The 16024-nt window shown below is 58.1% G+C and carries 16 protein-coding genes; 6 read left to right on the plus strand and 10 right to left on the minus strand.

Features of this window, described 5'->3' with window-relative positions; translation table 11 throughout:
• Nucleotides 1-76: 76 nt before the first annotated feature.
• Nucleotides 77-271 (minus strand): hypothetical protein, encoded by a 195-nt coding sequence (locus PK28_RS09800; protein ID WP_044513557.1) that lies wholly within the window; start codon nucleotides 269-271, stop codon nucleotides 77-79.
• Nucleotides 272-495: 224 nt separating this feature from the next.
• Between PK28_RS09800 and PK28_RS09805 the strand changes: the two genes are divergently transcribed.
• Nucleotides 496-1305, plus strand: coding sequence for a M48 family metalloprotease (locus tag PK28_RS09805; RefSeq protein WP_044513558.1), 810 nt, complete (start codon nucleotides 496-498; stop codon nucleotides 1303-1305).
• Nucleotides 1306-1414: 109 nt separating this feature from the next.
• Nucleotides 1415-2317: a diacylglycerol/lipid kinase family protein gene (locus PK28_RS09810; protein WP_044513559.1), complete on the plus strand. Its 903-nt coding sequence runs from the start codon at nucleotides 1415-1417 to the stop codon at nucleotides 2315-2317.
• Here PK28_RS09810 and PK28_RS09815 read toward each other — a convergent pair.
• Entirely contained in the window at nucleotides 2265-3524 is a 1260-nt protein-coding gene (locus tag PK28_RS09815) for a metallophosphoesterase (protein ID WP_044513560.1), read from the minus strand. The two genes, PK28_RS09810 and PK28_RS09815, sit on opposite strands and share 53 nt — an antisense overlap.
• A gap of 70 nt (nucleotides 3525-3594) precedes the next feature.
• Nucleotides 3595-4230 carry an LON peptidase substrate-binding domain-containing protein gene (locus PK28_RS09820; protein ID WP_044513561.1) on the minus strand — a complete coding sequence of 212 codons (636 nt, stop codon included), beginning with the start codon at nucleotides 4228-4230 and terminating at the stop codon, nucleotides 3595-3597.
• A gap of 117 nt (nucleotides 4231-4347) precedes the next feature.
• On the opposite strand from PK28_RS09820, the gene mtgA reads away from it, so the two are divergent.
• Nucleotides 4348-5085, plus strand: coding sequence for a monofunctional biosynthetic peptidoglycan transglycosylase (mtgA, locus tag PK28_RS09825; protein WP_231576130.1), 738 nt, complete (start codon nucleotides 4348-4350; stop codon nucleotides 5083-5085).
• Nucleotides 5086-5185: 100 nt separating this feature from the next.
• A complete protein-coding gene (locus tag PK28_RS09830) occupies nucleotides 5186-5623 on the plus strand; it encodes a YybH family protein (protein ID WP_044513562.1) in 438 nt (145 codons plus the stop codon).
• Here PK28_RS09830 and PK28_RS09835 read toward each other — a convergent pair.
• Both PK28_RS09835 and PK28_RS09840 read right to left on the minus strand, forming a co-directional pair.
• The gene (locus tag PK28_RS09835) at nucleotides 5620-6822 is read right to left on the minus strand and encodes an App1 family protein phosphatidate phosphatase (protein ID WP_044513563.1); all 1203 of its coding nucleotides are present in this window, start codon (nucleotides 6820-6822) and stop codon (nucleotides 5620-5622) included. The two genes, PK28_RS09830 and PK28_RS09835, sit on opposite strands and share 4 nt — an antisense overlap.
• Nucleotides 6823-6956: 134 nt before the next feature.
• Complete coding sequence (locus PK28_RS09840) at nucleotides 6957-7769, minus strand: M48 family metalloprotease (RefSeq protein ID WP_044513564.1); 813 nt, start codon at nucleotides 7767-7769, stop codon at nucleotides 6957-6959.
• Between the two features lie 368 nt (nucleotides 7770-8137).
• On the opposite strand from PK28_RS09840, the gene PK28_RS09845 reads away from it, so the two are divergent.
• Complete coding sequence (locus PK28_RS09845; RefSeq protein ID WP_048825841.1) at nucleotides 8138-9256, plus strand: DNA topoisomerase IB; 1119 nt, start codon at nucleotides 8138-8140, stop codon at nucleotides 9254-9256.
• Nucleotides 9257-9344: 88 nt separating this feature from the next.
• Here PK28_RS09845 and PK28_RS09850 read toward each other — a convergent pair whose 3' ends face one another.
• Nucleotides 9345-10946, minus strand: a complete 1602-nt coding sequence (locus tag PK28_RS09850) for a hypothetical protein (protein ID WP_044513565.1) — start codon at nucleotides 10944-10946, stop codon at nucleotides 9345-9347.
• 191 nt (nucleotides 10947-11137) lie between these two features.
• Here PK28_RS09850 and PK28_RS09855 point away from each other — a divergent pair, with 191 nt between their 5' ends.
• Nucleotides 11138-12703: a hypothetical protein gene (locus PK28_RS09855; protein WP_048825844.1), complete on the plus strand. Its 1566-nt coding sequence runs from the start codon at nucleotides 11138-11140 to the stop codon at nucleotides 12701-12703.
• A 12-nt stretch (nucleotides 12704-12715) separates the two neighbouring features.
• Here the strand turns inward: PK28_RS09855 and PK28_RS09860 are convergent, their stop codons facing one another.
• From PK28_RS09860 to PK28_RS09875, 4 genes are all read right to left on the minus strand, one after another.
• Entirely contained in the window at nucleotides 12716-13150 is a 435-nt protein-coding gene (locus tag PK28_RS09860) for a hypothetical protein (RefSeq protein ID WP_044513566.1), read from the minus strand.
• Between the two features lie 73 nt (nucleotides 13151-13223).
• Nucleotides 13224-13694 carry a hypothetical protein gene (locus PK28_RS09865; protein WP_156126335.1) on the minus strand — a complete coding sequence of 157 codons (471 nt, stop codon included), beginning with the start codon at nucleotides 13692-13694 and terminating at the stop codon, nucleotides 13224-13226.
• Between the two features lie 152 nt (nucleotides 13695-13846).
• Entirely contained in the window at nucleotides 13847-15328 is a 1482-nt protein-coding gene (locus tag PK28_RS09870) for an exonuclease domain-containing protein (RefSeq protein WP_044513568.1), read from the minus strand.
• A 174-nt stretch (nucleotides 15329-15502) separates the two neighbouring features.
• Nucleotides 15503-15976, minus strand: coding sequence for a ferritin-like domain-containing protein (locus tag PK28_RS09875; RefSeq protein WP_044513569.1), 474 nt, complete (start codon nucleotides 15974-15976; stop codon nucleotides 15503-15505).
• Nucleotides 15977-16024: the final 48 nt, after the last annotated feature.

Here is a 16024-nt window from a genome sequence, read left to right on the forward strand (position 1 = left end):
CAGCATCCATCAAAAAAGCCCCTGACACAGTGTCAGGGGCTTTTTTGATGGATGCTGATTTAGCCTGGCAGCCCGGCTATGCTCGGTCTCCGGTGGCTTTCACCAGATTAATACCGGCAAAGAAGAAAATCAGGCCAATGACAAAGGGAACAATAGAGTTAAGCTTACCAAGGGCTACTCCGGCAATTTGCAGGAAACCCAGCGCGCCATAAATAATGCCCACAATTCCCAGAATTGTGAGAATAGCGCCAAAGGTGCGTTTCTGGTTCATATGCTGCTTCGTGTTTTGTGAAAGAAGGAGAGAGGATGGGCCGGAGGGTATCCGGCCTTAGGGTAAGCCTGATACGATAATGCTGAAATTTTGGCTGTCTGGCTGCCCTGAAAATGCGCTACAGCCCCGGCAACCCTGTTGCAGGCTTCTCGTTACACTGGGCATAACCGCACTTTAGCGCTGTGCGGAGTCAACCTTTTTTTGCCACTCACCACCACAAAATCATGAGAGGAAACCTTCGATATCTGATAGCCCTGGTTCTTGCGGGGTTCTCATTTATCACCTACTACTGCAACCGGCAAACCAACCCCGTAACCGGGGAGGAGCAACACGTGAATATGAGTACCGAGGATGAAATTGCCCTCGGCCTGAAAGCCGCCCCGGAAATGGCGCAGCAATACGGCGGCCTGCACCCGGATAAGCAGGCCCAGGAAGCCGTCAGCCGCATTGGGCAGGCTATAGTGCAAGGTTCGCCGGCTTCCCGCTCGCCCTACAAGTTCAACTTTTACCTGCTGGCCGATGAGCAAACCATTAATGCCTTTGCACTGCCCGGCGGGCAGGTTTTCCTGACGGCGGGTCTGCTGAAAAACCTGAAATCGGAAGGACAGGTGGCCGGTGTATTGGCCCACGAAGTAGGCCACGTGATTCAGCGCCACTCGGCGGAGCAGCTGGCCAAATCGCAGCTTACGCAGGGCCTGGCTGGGGCCGCCGGCATTGCCGCCTACGACCCCGACCGCCCCGGCGGCTCCATAGCCAATGCGGCCATTGCCGCCGCTATTGCCAAGGTAGTTTCTCTACGCTTTAGCCGGGAAGATGAACTGGAAGCCGACCGGGTAGGTGTAGATTACGTGAGTGATGCCGGCTACGACCCCCGCGCCATGCTGCAGGTAATGCAGGTGCTGGAGCAGGCCGGCGGCGGCAGCGGCCCCGAGTTCATGCAAACCCACCCTAACCCCGGCAACCGGGAGCAGGAAATTCAGCAGGAAATTCAGGAGCACTTCCCCAGCGGCGTGCCCGCTGGCCTGAAGCCCTAACAACACCCCGCAAACACCAGCGGCCGACCTTCCGGGTTGGCCGTTTTGGTTTGCGGGTATCAGCGGCCCTTATTACCTTTTCTTACGTTACCTTTTTAGTTGATTTCCCGTGCTATTTAAGTCCGTGCTGTTTGTGCTCAATCCCATTTCCGGGGATATTGAAAAGGAGGGACTGGAGCAGAAAATTACTGCTTACTGCACGGCGCATGGCCGCGAAGCCAGCTTCTTCCATACCCGTGGTCAGAACGACCTGGCGGAACTTCGCCGGCACCTGCAGCAGCAAAAGCCCGGAGCCGTATTTGCCGCCGGCGGCGATGGTACCGTCAGCCTGGTAGCCGAAGCCCTGACCGGTACGGATACCCCATTGGGGATACTGCCCCTGGGTTCCGGAAACGGCCTTTCCAAAGACCTGCAGATTCCGCAGGACCCCGAGCTGGCCCTGCGCCTTATCTGGGCGCATGAGGTGCGGGTGATAGATACGCTGCGGGTTGGCGGGCACTTCTCCGCGCACTTGGCTGATTTAGGGTTTAACGCGCTGGTAGTGGAGCGCTTTTCCAGCGGCGACACCCGCGGCCCGGGTGCTTATGTGCGCATTGCCATGCAGGAGTACCTGAGCTATGAGCCAGCGGAGTTTGTTATTGAAACCGACCAGGAATCTTTTGCAGGCAAGGCTTTTATGCTGACGGTAGCCAATGCCAATACGTTCGGTAGCAATGTGGTCATCAACCCCGACCGCCGCATGGACGATGGGCAGTTCGAAATCTGTGTAATTGAGCCTTTTCCGGCCGCCGCCGCCCCCGGTATTCTCTACCGGCTGTACACCGACAGCTTTGATGCTTCAGTGTATACCCGCCGCCTGAGCTGCCGCCGGGCCCGGGTGTGGCTGCCCGGCCAGACGGAAGCCCTGGTGCAGATAGACGGGGAGGCCATGAGCCTGCCTACTCCCATCGAAATTGAAATTATTCCGCGGAGCCTGCGTGTACTGACGCCTGTGCCGGCGGAGCATATATAGGCAACGACCCGGCGGCCAGAAGCTGCCAGCGGAACGGTTCCGGCTTTTCTGCCCTGTTATCGGTGGCCGCGCCGGGCTCCAGCGTGCGTAGCCATACCTCACCATTTTGATAGTACTCCAACGCAAAAAAACCTTTGTGCTCGTGTGTAAAGGCAGCCTGGCCCCCGGGCTGAACGAAAGCGGTTTTACTGCCCGCGCCACTTACCAGATAATGGCTGCCGTAGCGCTGAAAATACTGCAGGTTGTGGTCGTGGCCGGCGGCATACACCAGGTTAGGAAACTGGCGCAGTACGCGCAGCAAGCGCCGCCGCATGTGGCGGTAGCGGGGGTGCGCCATATCTTCCTCGGCACCAATGAGGGAGCGGTAGAGGGGGAAGAGAGAGCCCAGAATGGGTAGGGGAATATAGGCTTTCTTGTGCAGCGCCGTCAGCGGAAACATGTGCTGGCGGGTAGTGAAATTGCCGCCGTGCTGGGCATTAGAATACAAAGGATGATGCCCGGCCACAATAATGCGCTGGTGCTGATTTTCCCGCAGAATATGCAGCAGCTGCTGGAAGGGCGTACGCTCATCGGTAGGGCAGCCATCCTGCGCGCCCTCGGGGCGGCGGCCATGCTGCACCCACCACTGGGTGTTTAATACTACCAGAAGCAGGTGCGGCGCCAGCTGTAGGGTAACCGGCCCCTGGCAGCCCCGTGGGGGCAGATATTGGGCCTGGGGCAGCCATTCGGCTATCAATTCTTCCTGCCGGAGCAGATATTCATAGCCATTGGGGCGGCCTTTGTTCCAGTCGTGGTTGCCACTGAGGTACACAATCTGGCCGCCGTATCCCTTAAAAACCTCCAGCTGGCTGGTCAGGCGTCGCTCAGCGGCGGGCCGGGCGGGCGTGTGCTGGGGCGGAATGCCGGTGGGGTACACATTGTCGCCCAGCACCACTACCGCGCTGGCCGGGCCGGCCGTATGCACCCAGCTCTGCAGCAGGCGCAACACCGGGTCGGTGCCATCGGTGGCTACGGCGCCCATATCACCTACCAGCGCTACCCGGTATACCGGCTCTTCAGTAGGAGGTATATGCTGCTGCCAGGCGCGGAAAAGCGGGCTTACAAAAGGCCGACGCCGGAACCGGCGCTCCTGGCGGAAGCGCAGCATCAGCCAGACCAGCAACAGCGTGACGACGGCCAGCAATACATAAGCAGCAACTGATTGCACAGATAAACGAAGTGAGTACAAAGGCTATACGCAGTCGGCCCGCGATACGGCCAGTATGGGCTGGCGCTGATTAGAAATTAGGCGGCGTCAGGTTTTTGAAATGGCCATTGAGCTTGACGCGCTCCTTCAGCCGCTCGGTTTCCAGCACCACGGGTACAATCTGCTCCAGGTGTTCCAGCAGCAACTCCTGCCGCTCCTGCTCACTGGTAGAGCTCAGCAGCTGGTACTCCTGCTCCGTGCTAAAGCCTACATGGTGCCCAATATCATAGGTGCGGTACCCACCGGGCAAATCCAAGAACATGCGGTGCAGGCCCAGGGCGTGGTACAGCTGTTTTATATGGGCGGTAATTCGCGTTTTCAGGAACTCGTCGGGGGTGGGGTCATCTAGCAGGTCCTCCACTTTACCGGCGGCGTAGAGCTTGCCCGGGGCCTGGCGGTAAAACTCCCGCACCCGGAATAGCCCCAGCGCCTGGGTGCGGATATCCATTTCGCCATTCAGATACACTTTTTCCACGTCCAGCAGGCGCATTTCGGTACCTAGCTCCTGTACCTGGTTGTCCAGGAAAGGCGGAATACCAAAGGTGATGTTCTCCTGCAGGCAGTCGTGCACCAGCTCCCGGTACCGGGGCTCGAAAATATGGAGGTTAAGCTTTTCGCCGGGGAAAACGACGAGGTTCAGCGGAAAAAGAGGAAGCAAACGAGGCATAGGAAGGCGGCAAAGAAGAACAAGCGAAATGTATGTAAACCAGCAGCGGGTCCGGTAAATGCGCTAATTTCGCCGCTGGCGTACTTTGCGTGCCGGAGAATAGTAAACCGACGGACCTTGACTGAGTTTTCAAAAAAATGGCGGCAGGCCCTGCGTATTGGCCTGCAGGTAGCCGCCTCCATCTTGCTGACCACGGTGGTGTGGGTGCTGCTGTACCGCTGGGTAGCGCCTCCGGCCACCTGGCTTATGCTGGAGCGCCGGGCCCACCGCCCCGCCGGTAACTACCAGGGCCTGGTAGAGGATCGGAAAATTCGCTACTCGTTTGTTTCCATGGAGGAAGTGTCGCCGCAGGTGCCGCTGGCCATGGTGGCCGCCGAGGACCAGCGTTTCCTGCAGCATCATGGGTTTGATATGGATGCCATTACCAAAGCCGCCAAGCGCAATATGGGCAACGGCAAGCGTCTGGTAGGCGGCAGCACCATTACGCAGCAGGTAGCCAAGAATGTGTTTCTATGGAATGGGCGCAGCTACCTGCGTAAAGGCGCCGAAGCCTATTTCACGGTGCTGATTGAGGTGCTGTGGAGCAAGCGCCGCATTCTGGAAATGTACCTGAACGTGGCCGAAATGGGCGACTGTACTTTTGGGGTTGAAGCCGCTGCGCAGCGCTACTTTCACAAATCGGCAGCCCAGCTGAATAAGGCCGAGGCGGCGCTACTGGCGGGTATTCTGCCGAATCCCTTACGCTTTAGGGCCAGCAACCCCGGCCCGGCGGCCCGCGCCAAGCAATACCGGGTGATGCGCAATATGAGCCGGCTGGGCGGGACACGCTTTGTGCAGCCGGTGCTGGAAGATTAATCGCACCCGGCATTGCTATGACCAAAACTTTCACTCCGGAGAAAGTGGAGAAGTGCCGTAGATTTCGGTACCGAATAGATAACCCCCTACGTCTGCTTCTATGAAGAATCGTGTACTGCTTTTTGCCTTGCTGCTCAGCCTGGTCTCCGCCTGCATTACCAGCCGCCCGGCGGCCATGCGGCAGGATATTGCGAAAGTGCTCAGCACCCAAACCGCCGCCTGGAACCGGGGCGACGTAGCGGGCTTTATGCAGGGCTACTGGCAGTCTGATTCTCTGGTGTTCATCGGCAAAAAAGGCCTTACGTACGGCTGGCAGCCCACCCTGGATAACTACCGCCGCAGCTACCCCGATGCCGCGGCCATGGGCCAGCTGACGTTCAGCAACCTGCATATTCAGCCCCTGAGCAGCACCGCAGCCCACGTAATCGGCAAGTGGCATTTAGCGCGCCCCAGCCTCGGCGACCTGGAAGGCCATTTCCTACTGGTGATGCGCCGCATACATGGGCGCTGGGTGGTGGTAGCCGACCACTCCAGCTAGCCTTTCTCCACAGTAGGCGCTGGTTTGGTGCCGCCCTGGTCCTGCGCTTCCGTAGGATCTTCAGACGTAGCCTGGTCTTTTTCTTTCTCTTCCTGCACGGCAGCTATGGTTTCGGTGAAGATGAGGCCGGCGCTGGCCGCGTGTTGGGCGGCCTGCACGGTATCTTTTACCAGGAGCATTTCCACCTTGTCGCCGCGCAATTCTTCGGATACTTTTTCCACAATGGCGGCGCGGTCGGGGCGCTGCACGTCCCGGATGTAGATGGCCAGAATGCGGCCCGGGTGCCGGCGTACCACCTCGCGGTAAATATTGGCGTCTTCCTGCCCACTGTCGCCTACCAGCACAAAAGGCAGGGTGGGGTAAGTCAGCAGCAGGTTATCAATTTCCTTCAGTTTATGGCCGTGGTGGGAGGATGCCTCACCGGGCTGCTTGCCCGCCAGGGCCATATCGCGCAGCAGAATAGGCCCGGCCGGAATTTCGTTAAGCTCCAGAAAGTCATCCAGTAAATCGTATAAATTCCAGGGGCTGCTGCTCACGTAAAAAAACGGGTTGTTGCGCTTGCCATTGCGTCCCAGCTGCAGCGCCCGGTAGAACTCCGCCACGCCCTCAAAGGGCATGCGTGAGCGGGCATTGCGCAGCAGCACGATGCGCGCCATGCGCAGAATATCGGTAGCGGAGGTCTGAATAACGGTGTCGTCCAGGTCGCTGATGATGCCATATTCCGCATCGGGCGGGGGAATGAGCACCCGGGCCGTAGCCCGGAGGCCACCCGGCGGCGCTGCAATGCGGGTTGGCGGCGCTACCAGACGAATATCGACCGGGTACCACAAATAATTTTCCGGCTCCCGCAGGCTTTTGAGTGTCAGGTTCAAGGAAAAGTACCCTTCATCATCCGTAACTATGGTATGGGCGGTGCCGTCGCCGGGCTCTACGCTGAGCTGGGCGCCGGGTATTTCGGTGCTTTCAAAGCGCTGGTACATGTTCACCAGGTTGCGCCACCGGGAATCGGTATCGGTAGGCTCCGCCAGGGATTTATCAGCCAGCATCCGGCCTTTCACATACAGGCGCTCCTGGGTGCCGTAGCTGCGGTAGGGCACCAGCTGCAATGGGTCCAGCAAACCCAGCCGGATGCGCGCCGTCAGGGCCAGATCGTCAATATGCTCAGCCAGGTTGCCAATACGGTTCAGAAAAGAGGCCATTCCAGGAATATTCAGGGGTTACAATAAAGCAGATACGCGGAGCAGCAAACCCGGGGTTGCAAAAAAAGGACTGGCGGCCTGCGCTATGCAGTCCGCCAGTCTTTTATAGTTTGGCAAAAGAGGGGAGGGCAGGCTTACAGTATGCGCTTCAGCTCTTCAAAGTTGTTGTTGTCTACGGTGCGGCCTTTGCAGTTCAGCTGGTCGGCTTTGGTTTCAATGGCCTCAATGCGGCTGCCGGGGTCGGGGTGGGTGCTCAGGAACTCCGGCTGACTGGCCGTGCCCTCAGCTTGCGCCTTAATAAAGAAGCCGGCGGCGCCGTCGCAGGCGTAGGTGGTTTTGTTCAGGTACACCACGGAGTAGTCGTCGGCTTCCCGCTCATAGTCGCGGCTGAATTTCAGCTGGCCCAGACCGGCGGCAATTTCAGCCAGCTGGTTGGGGTTTTCGCCCAGCACCAGGCTCAGCAGCACCGAAATGCCGTATTGCTGCTGCAGTGCTTTAGAGGTGTGGCGACGGTCGGCGTGGGCAATTTCGTGGCCCAGCACGCCGGCCAGCTGGCTTTCATTATCCAGGAATTTAATCAGGCCGGTGTACACGTAAATATGGCCGCCGGGAGTAGCAAAGGCATTCTGGATGTTATCGTCTTTGATGATTTTAACATCCCAGGGAAACTCGTTCCGGTAAGTCAGCTCGCCGGAGTTCAATACCCGGTTTACAACCCCATCCAGCAGCTGATAGGCCCGCTGATTCTTGGTATCGGTGCGCAGCAGCAGCTGGCCTTTGGCAGTATAAGTAGAGTCGGTTTCGTGCGCTACTTTTTCGCCCAGGGCCTTGTCGTCTTCCACGGAGAAAAACAGCCGGTCGCCGTTGGCATCCTTCGAGCAGGACGAGGCACCCAGGGAAGCTGCCAGGGCCAGCATTAAATATGGGGTACGCAATATTTTAAGCATGGTACAATAGGGTAAGGGGAAGGATCAGTCGGTTCGGGGCGCAGATGAAAAAACGGTGCCAGAAACAACGGGCTTCGATACGGCCAGCTGCGGTGCCATGTTGCCGAAAGCCAGGTTTTACCACCCGCAGCGGCGCAGTGGGCTGATTCTCCGGCTGCTAAATTTTACATGCCGGGCGTTTGAGGCCTTGAAGTGGCAAGCACGGCGCTCAGTGAAAGTGGCTAAGTCATCTGCCTCAAGCATCAAATTCGGGGTTATGCCACTGGTCAACTCTTAGGAACCCGGCCCGCCGTTACTTTTCAGGGCTGTTTGCGTACAGCAGGAGCCGCGCTTTCCTTTTCTCCCGCGCTGGTTTTATCCTTTGCTCTATGCCTACCACTGCTGCCCAACCCCGGCTGAAAATCAAAAAAAAGCATCTTCTGGCCGAGGAAGAGGCCCATGTACTCTATAAAAACCCGGCCCGGCAGGCAGAATTGGCCGGGCTGCGCTATTACAACGATACGCACCCCGGCCTTACCCGCCGCACCACGCGCGCCGGTAATTTCACTTACCATGATGCCAGGGGCCAGAAGATTACGGATGAGAAGACGCTGGCCCGCATCAACGGCTTTGTAATTCCCCAGGCCTGGACGGATATCTGGATTGCGCCCACCGCCACGGCCCACCTGCAGGTAACCGGGCGCGATGCCAAGGGCCGGAAACAGTACATTTACCATCCGGCCTGGGACCATGCGCGCAGCTTTACCAAGTTCAGCCGCTTGCAGGCCTTCGGCGAAAAGCTGGCCGACCTGCGCCAGCAGCTACACAAAGACCTGGCCCGCCCGCAGCTGGACAAGCGCAAGGTTATTGCCCTGGTGCTGTCGCTCATGGATCAGTCCTTCATCCGGATTGGCAGCCGCGAGTATGCCCGCAAAAACAAAAGCTACGGCCTCACCACCCTCCGCGACCGGCACGTGCAGGTGGCGGGCGCCGATGTGCGCTTTAAATTTGTAGGTAAGAAAGGCGTAGCCCACGATGTCCTGATTCAGGACCGAAAGCTGGCCCGCCTGGTGCAGAAGTGCAAGGAAATTCCCGGCCAACACCTGTTTCAGTACTATGATAAGGAAGGCAACCACGTGGAAATAGAATCCGGCGACGTGAACGACTACCTACGCGAAGTAACCGGCCTGAGCCTCTCCGCCAAGGACTTCCGCACCTGGGGCGGTACCGTTAAAATGGTGGAATGCCTGGAAACGGTAATAAACGAACACCCGGAGTTTCCCAAGCCCAAATCCTTAAAACACGCCGTAAAGGAAGTAGCCCAAAACCTGGGCAATACGCCCACCGTGTGCTCTAAATACTATATCCATCCGCAGGTGATAGACCTGTTTAACTCCGATAAGCTCCTGGATTACCTGCGCCGCCACGATGCCGACCCCGCGGAAAACGACCTACTCACGCCCACCGAGCACATGGTGCTGCACATGCTGCGGGAGATGGTGAATTAGTGAGATGGTGAGTTTGATGTTCTATTTGCGCAAACCGCGCCTCTTAAACATCAAACTCACCATCTCACTATTTCACCATCTCACCTCTTCAGGAACCCTCCCGGTCATAGGCGTGCATTTTTACGCCTTTGGTGGTTTTGTCGCGGGTGCTGGGGCCTTTGGTCAGCGCATTGTCCCGCTTGGTGTCGTAGTAGAAGGTTTTCTTGCCCCAGCCCCGCACCCTCGATTTATCAATGACCACATCGGGCTTGGGGCCGCCAAATATGTCTACCCGGATGCCGCGGTTCACGTCGCCACTGAGCTCAAAAACATCCTGGCCACCCAAGCCATGCAGGGTCAGGCGCTGGGTTTCATCAGTGCGGAACGTGCGCTGGTAGCAAAGGCTGTCGGCGCGGTACTTATCATCTTTGTCCGTAATGCGGTACATGCTCACGCGGGTAGTGGTGTCTGAGAGGCGTTCCACCAGAAACCGCTCATCTTTATCAGTGCCGGGAATGGTGACGTGCTTGGCCAGTAGCTTGTAAAAGGTATTGGCAGCCTGGGGCAATGCTGCCCGGCGTGCCTGCAGGGCCTGCTGCGTGCGGGGGCCTTCCAGCGCATATACCGGGGCCGGGAAGCGGCGCAGGGCGGTGCTGATAACGGAGTCGGTCAGGTGCTGCTGCAGATAAGCCGCCTGTTGCTGAAACTGACTGCGGGTTACGGCATGCAGGGCGCGGGCATCAATAAAACGGGCGTTTTTTACCAGCCCCTCCAGGTCCTCGTAATGCGGCTTAAACGTGCGGAACTTACGAATGGCCCAGCGCCGACTGGCCAGCCAGGGCAGCAGGCCATCACTGAAACGATAAAAAACCTGGTCCCGGTCTTTGGGTACGGGCTCATAACGGGTGCGGCCATTCTCTTCATACACGGCCCATTGCCACTGGCCCTCGTGCCGGTCCCAGTCACCCAGCCAAATATCAAACAGGCGGGCGCGGGCAAACTGTACTTCATCTATCTGATGCGTAGGGTCAGCGTAGCGCTCTTCCAGCATATCCTCAGAGTCTACTAAATCGGTAGCTTTTCCGAAGCTGGGGTCCAGGTTTTCTTTGCCGTCCTGCCTTTCCTCCAGTAAAGTTACTTTGCCCTGAAACCGCTCGGAGTAGGGCCCCAGCGTGGTATCGGAGGCGGCTACGTAAAAAGGAAGCGGGGTGGTGTGCAGTACGCCGGCGGCCTGGGCCAGCGGGGGCACCACAAACGCCGCGTAAGGGTTGCCAGCCGAGGTCTGGTCGCGCACCAGCGTGAGGAGAAACGTTTTCCGCATCACTTTGGGTAAGGTCTTGAAAGGGTCCTTATCCAGTGTGCGCAGTACGTAGCTGCGGCCATTGGCGGCATCCAGCGTGAGGCTGGAAGTTTGAAAGCCGCCGCCCATTTTTCCTGGCTTCAGGGTAGTGCCCGGCACGGCCGTGCGCAAACCCAGCACGGGCATAGCTACCTGCGTAGCCCACACGGGCCGGTAGTGCTTGCCCAGAAACGCATTGTGCAGCCCGCCCCGCTGATAGTGGCGGCCGGCAGTAACCCAGGCACTATCCGGCCCTAGCGGGCGCCGGCCGGTGGGGTTGGCTACGCGCGCGTCCGGCTGAAAATAGGGCTGACGAGCACAGCCCATCAACATCAAAAAAGAAAACAGAGAAACACGGTCGGTAAAAGGCATAGAAAGCGAAAAGCGCAGTTGGTATCCTCTAACGCAACTCCGGCCGAAAAGTAAACCTCAACAGTTGGCACAACCGCCGTGCCCTTGTTACGGTATACACTCAGCGGCCTTCTTATCAGCTGCTTTTCTCGCTTAAATTCATCCTAGTGTTTGCCGCCAGTTCAGGGCTCCGGCCTTTGTTTCATTGCCTTTTGATTCTGGGTCTGCCCTTAGTAGCCTGCACTTCTCCGGCTGCCAAGGCCCAGGTGCCGCCCGTAGTGCCCGCCGATTCGGTAGTAACCATAGCGGCCGGGCCGCAATACGCACGCGGTTCTATCCATCAGTTTTTCTGGGGGCGGCACTACCGCAAGGTATGGGCACAGCCGGTGCGGGTGCCGGTTATCAGCCTGCGCACCGTGATGCCCGGCGGCCTCACGCCCTTGCAGGCTGGCGGCAGCTTCCAGACTAAAAACCTGCGGCTGGTAGATGCGCAAGGCAGAGAGTTTGTGCTGCGCTCCGTGGATAAGGATGCCACCAAAGCCTTGCCCGAGCGGCTGCAGAACGGCCCGGTAGCGCGCCTGATGAAAGACCAGACCAGCGTAATTCACCCCTATGGCGCCTACATTGTACCCACGCTGGCCCAGGCCGCGGGCGTGTTTCATACCAACCCCCGGCTGGTGTATGTAGGGGATGACCCGGCGCTGGGCTCCTTCCAAAAGGACTATGCCAATGCCCTCTATCTGCTGGAGGAGCGCCCGGACGGCAACCAGAGCACGGTGGCCAGCTTTGGCCGCTCGGCCAGGGTAGAAAGCTCCCGCAAAGTGTTTACCCAGCTGCTGGCTCACGCCAATCACCGGGTGGCCGCCCGCCAGTACCTGCGCGCCCGCCTGTTTGATATGTACGTAGGCGACTGGAGCCGGCGCGAAGACCAGTGGCGCTGGGCCAGCTTTCCTGCCACCGGTGGGGGAGTGCGCTACGAAGCCATTCCGCGCGACCGGGACCACGCCTTTTTTAAGTTTGATGACGGCCTGCTGACCCACATTGTGGCTTGGGTGAAAAGCAACTACCAGAGCTTTCACGAGGATATTCGCCTTTCCGATGTGGAAGGCCTGAACAAGGCAGCCCTGCCCATGGATAAGTCGCTGCTGGTGTACCTTAGCCGGCAGGACGTGCGGGAAGTAGCCGATACCCTGCGCCTGCAGCTCACCAATGAGGTAATTGACCGCGCCATTGGCCAGTGGCCGCCGGAAATTCTGGCGTTGTCGCAGGATGAGTTTCGGCGCAAGCTGCGCCACCGCCGCGACCAGCTGCCCGCCGTGGCCAACAAATTCTACGAGCTGCTGGCCCGGGAGGTAGAAGTGCCAGGTACTGATGAGGCAGAACGCTTCCTGCTGGAGCCCGCCGGCCCGGGCCAGATACGCCTCAGCGTGTATCAGCGGCTGCCTGCCCAAGCAGCAGGGGATAGTTTAATAGGCCAGCGCACCTTCCGGGCCACTGAAACCCGTTCCCTCAAACTTTTTGGCTTAGGGGGCAATGATGTTTTTGAAGTGCGCGGCACCCCGGATTTTGATGTGCCGGTGGGAATGTACGATGGCGCCGGCCAGGATATGCTGCAAATAGCTACCGCCACCCACCTGGACAAAACCCGCCTTACGGTGTACGACAGTGGCGACGGGAATGTGCTGGTAGCCCCCAAAAGCGTGGAAGTAGAGAGCTACCAACCGGCTGCCCGGGAGTTTGATGGCGCCGGGTGGCTGCTGCGGCACCGGCTTTATTAAGGCGCTAACGTGCTACAGAGAGCAAGCCCAGCGCACAGCCTCCCCTTCATCAATAAAAACCTGCAAGCGGTAGGGCTGGGAAGGAGCCTGCGCCTGCAGCACGGCATTCTTTAGATTAGGCACAGTTTGAATAGCCTCATGGCGGGCCGGGGCTAACAGGTAGGCCACCTGCAGCGTGCCGGGCAGCTCGGCGGCTACTACCGGCAAAAGCTGGTTGGCTACCCAGGTAGAAGGAACGGCATCCATTTCCAGGCGGCGGCGCACATCTATCAGCCAGCGCGTGGCACCGGCGGTGCGGGCCGCTGCGTGAGCCGCCTGAAAGCCGGCCTGCAGCTCGCTAAACGTTACATCCCGCAGCCACCGGAGCGTGAGAAGGTGTAAATCCGGACGGTAATCAATGGTCAGGTAATCGGATGAAAAGCCTGAAACAGGAGTAGTAGCGGGCATTGAAATGAATTTGCTGCGGAGGCTGCCGTAATGGCTTTATTAGCAGGCAAGCTGAAATGGCAGAATCCCGTAGTTACAGTCCGGCCCGGATATCGGTCAGGTCAGAGTTGGCCGAGGGGAGAAAAGGCCTTTGCCCGGGAATAAGCTGGCCGCCCATTATCCAGGTACGGGCGGCGGCCCGGCTGGCAAAATATCCGGTGCTAAGCGGACCTAGCTGCCCGGCCCGCTCCAGCAGCTCCACTACTCCCGAGCGAATTAGCCGGCTGCGGGACTCCACCACGGCTATGTGGGTGATATCAAGCTGAATAAACTGCGCAAACCATACTGTGCGCACCCATATTTCATCTTCCTGACTAATGCCCGGCATCCGTCGCAGATTGCTGACCCAGGCCCGTACATGGTATTCGCGGGCCATTTCCAGCCCAATCTGCAAGCCTGCACGCAACTCCTCGCTGGTTGGTCGGCGTAACCACTCTGTTTCCAGCGCGTGCGCGAATCCATCGTAATAGAGGCGCAGATACGTGGTGTTGTAAAGAACCGACATAACCAATGCAATTAGGTGTGCGGACCAGCCAGGCCAGAGTTGGCCCAGGAAGATACCAATTTTTTTTCGCCGGCTCTAACTTGCGCTATGACGCCGGAGTAAGGATACCCAATTGCCTGAAAAGGTTGCTTTACCGTTTGATTAATAAAAGATTAGCGAAATACCTTCACTTTATCCCTGTGCTTGGTGCGCAGATATTGCCGGATAATCTGCTGCACGTCCTTGTTATCGTTGTAGCGGGTGATGGCGAGCTTAAAATCATCGAGGCGGCGGGCCGTGAAGGTTTCGTCCACGTAGCCAAAGCCCAGGTAGCGCCCATTCTCTACCACCACCAGGCTTTTCTCGCCCTCGCGCCGGCCCTGACCCATCACCACAAAAGAGCCGTGCTCGTAGGTAAACGACTCAATGGCTTTCTCCACGCGCTGGTTGTATTCTTCCGGCGGCTCCAGGCCCAGGCAGGCACCCTTGCAGCGGTGCACCTGGTAGTCAAAGCAGGAGCCCTGGGTTTTATACAGGTCGCAGAGCTTCTGGCAAAGGTTGAACTTGGCTACTTTATGAAATAGAAAGCCTTTGGCTTTGAACTGGTTGCCCAGCGCAATCAGCGGGTGTGATTCCGCGTGGTCATCGGCGCGGCCGTAGTACAGGTGCTTATAACCCTGCTCATCGGTGCGCAGGAAAATACCCGCCGGAAACACCGAGCGCCGCTGCTGGCGGTTGTAAAGGGGCTTCATGCGCTTGATTTCGTGCGACTCGTACAGCAGCGCCACCAGCTCTGAGCCCGTCAGCTCCCAGGTGATGTCCGATATCGAATTTTTAAATTCAATGCTCTTGCGCGACTTGTAATCGACGGCGAAATGCTGTTGTATGCGCTTATAAATGTTGATGCTCTTGCCCACATAAATCACCTCGCCCTGCTCATTGTGGAAGTAGTACACGCCCGCTTCCTGGGGCAGCGAGGCCACCTTTTGCGGGGTGATGTTGGGAGGTAGCAGGGCCGTTTTAATGGCATCCTGCACGGCCTTTACTTTGCGGGGCGAGGGCTGCTTGGTGGCGGGGCGGTTGCCGGCCGGGGCCGTAACATCCAGAGCCGCCAGGGTATCAGCGGGGCTGATGGCGGGGTTGGTGAGGGCTTCTTCCTGCTGGGTAATTTTCAGCAGCCGGTCGAAGAGAATAGCGGTGGCGGCGGCGTCGCCGGCGGCGCGGTGGCGGCCGTTGAGCGGAATGCCAATGTTCTGGCACAGCTTGCCCAGGCTATAGCTGGGCTGCCCCGGTATCAGGGAGCGGCTCAGGCGCACAGTGCACAGGGTTTTGCGCGAGTAGTTAAAGCCTAAATCGGCAAACTCCTTTTTCATGAAGGAGTAATCAAAGCGCACGTTGTGGGCCACAAACACGCAGCCTTCTGTCATTTCCACCACCTTGCGCGCCACCTCATGAAACTTGGGCGCATCCCGCACCATATCGTCGGTAATGCCCGTGAGTTGGGAGATGAAGAAGGGGATAGGCCGCCCGGGATTCAGCAGGGTATCAAACTGATCCACTACTTTTTCACCATCATGAATGAAGATGGCTATTTCCGTAATCCGGTCCTGGGCAGGCTGTCCGCCGGTAGTTTCAAGGTCGATAATAGCGTACAAAAGCGGCGCGGTAACGGGTAATGAACAATGCTAAGCAGATTGGTAACAAAGATAACCCATCCAAAGGTTGCAGCCATTTTTGTTCAGGAGCGCCAAGCTTAAAGAGCTGGCTGTAAAGCAAAAAAGCCCGCCCAAGGGGCCGGCTTTTTATATGCAGATTCTAAAGTGGACGGCTTAGCTCACGCGGCCTTTCTGCTGGGTTACCCAGTTTTTAGCCGAGAGAATGTCGCCGTGCTGCTTCTGAATAACGGTGCGGGCTTCTACGGGCAACTCACTGGAGCGCAGCGCCGTTTCGTAAGCCTGCAGGGCAGTAGCATCACCGGTTTCGCACTCACCCAGAATGGCAGAGTCGTTGTGGCCCGTTACGGCTGATTTAACGTTGATCCAGCCCCGGTGCAGTGCGGCGGCGGCATCGGTCAGGGCGCCTTCTACGGTGCCTTCGTGCCGGGTGTCAACACCCCACTGGCGGGCTTTCTGTTCCAGCTCAGAGGCAAATTGGGCGCGCTGCTGGCTTAGCTTACTCAGCTCAGAACGCAGCTTGGGGTCGTTTACCCCTTCAGCAGCCTCCTGGTAACCTTTGGTGGCAGTTTTATTAATTTCAACCAAGTCATTAAAGGCCCGGGCGGCAGGTTCAGTGAAAGCAGACATATGAGAATAGTTTAGTGTGGGATAAAAATTGAAAGCACCTGCGCCCCG

This window comes from Hymenobacter sp. DG25B, assembly GCF_000801315.1.
In the GTDB taxonomy this organism is placed as follows: Bacteria; Bacteroidota; Bacteroidia; order Cytophagales; family Hymenobacteraceae; genus Hymenobacter.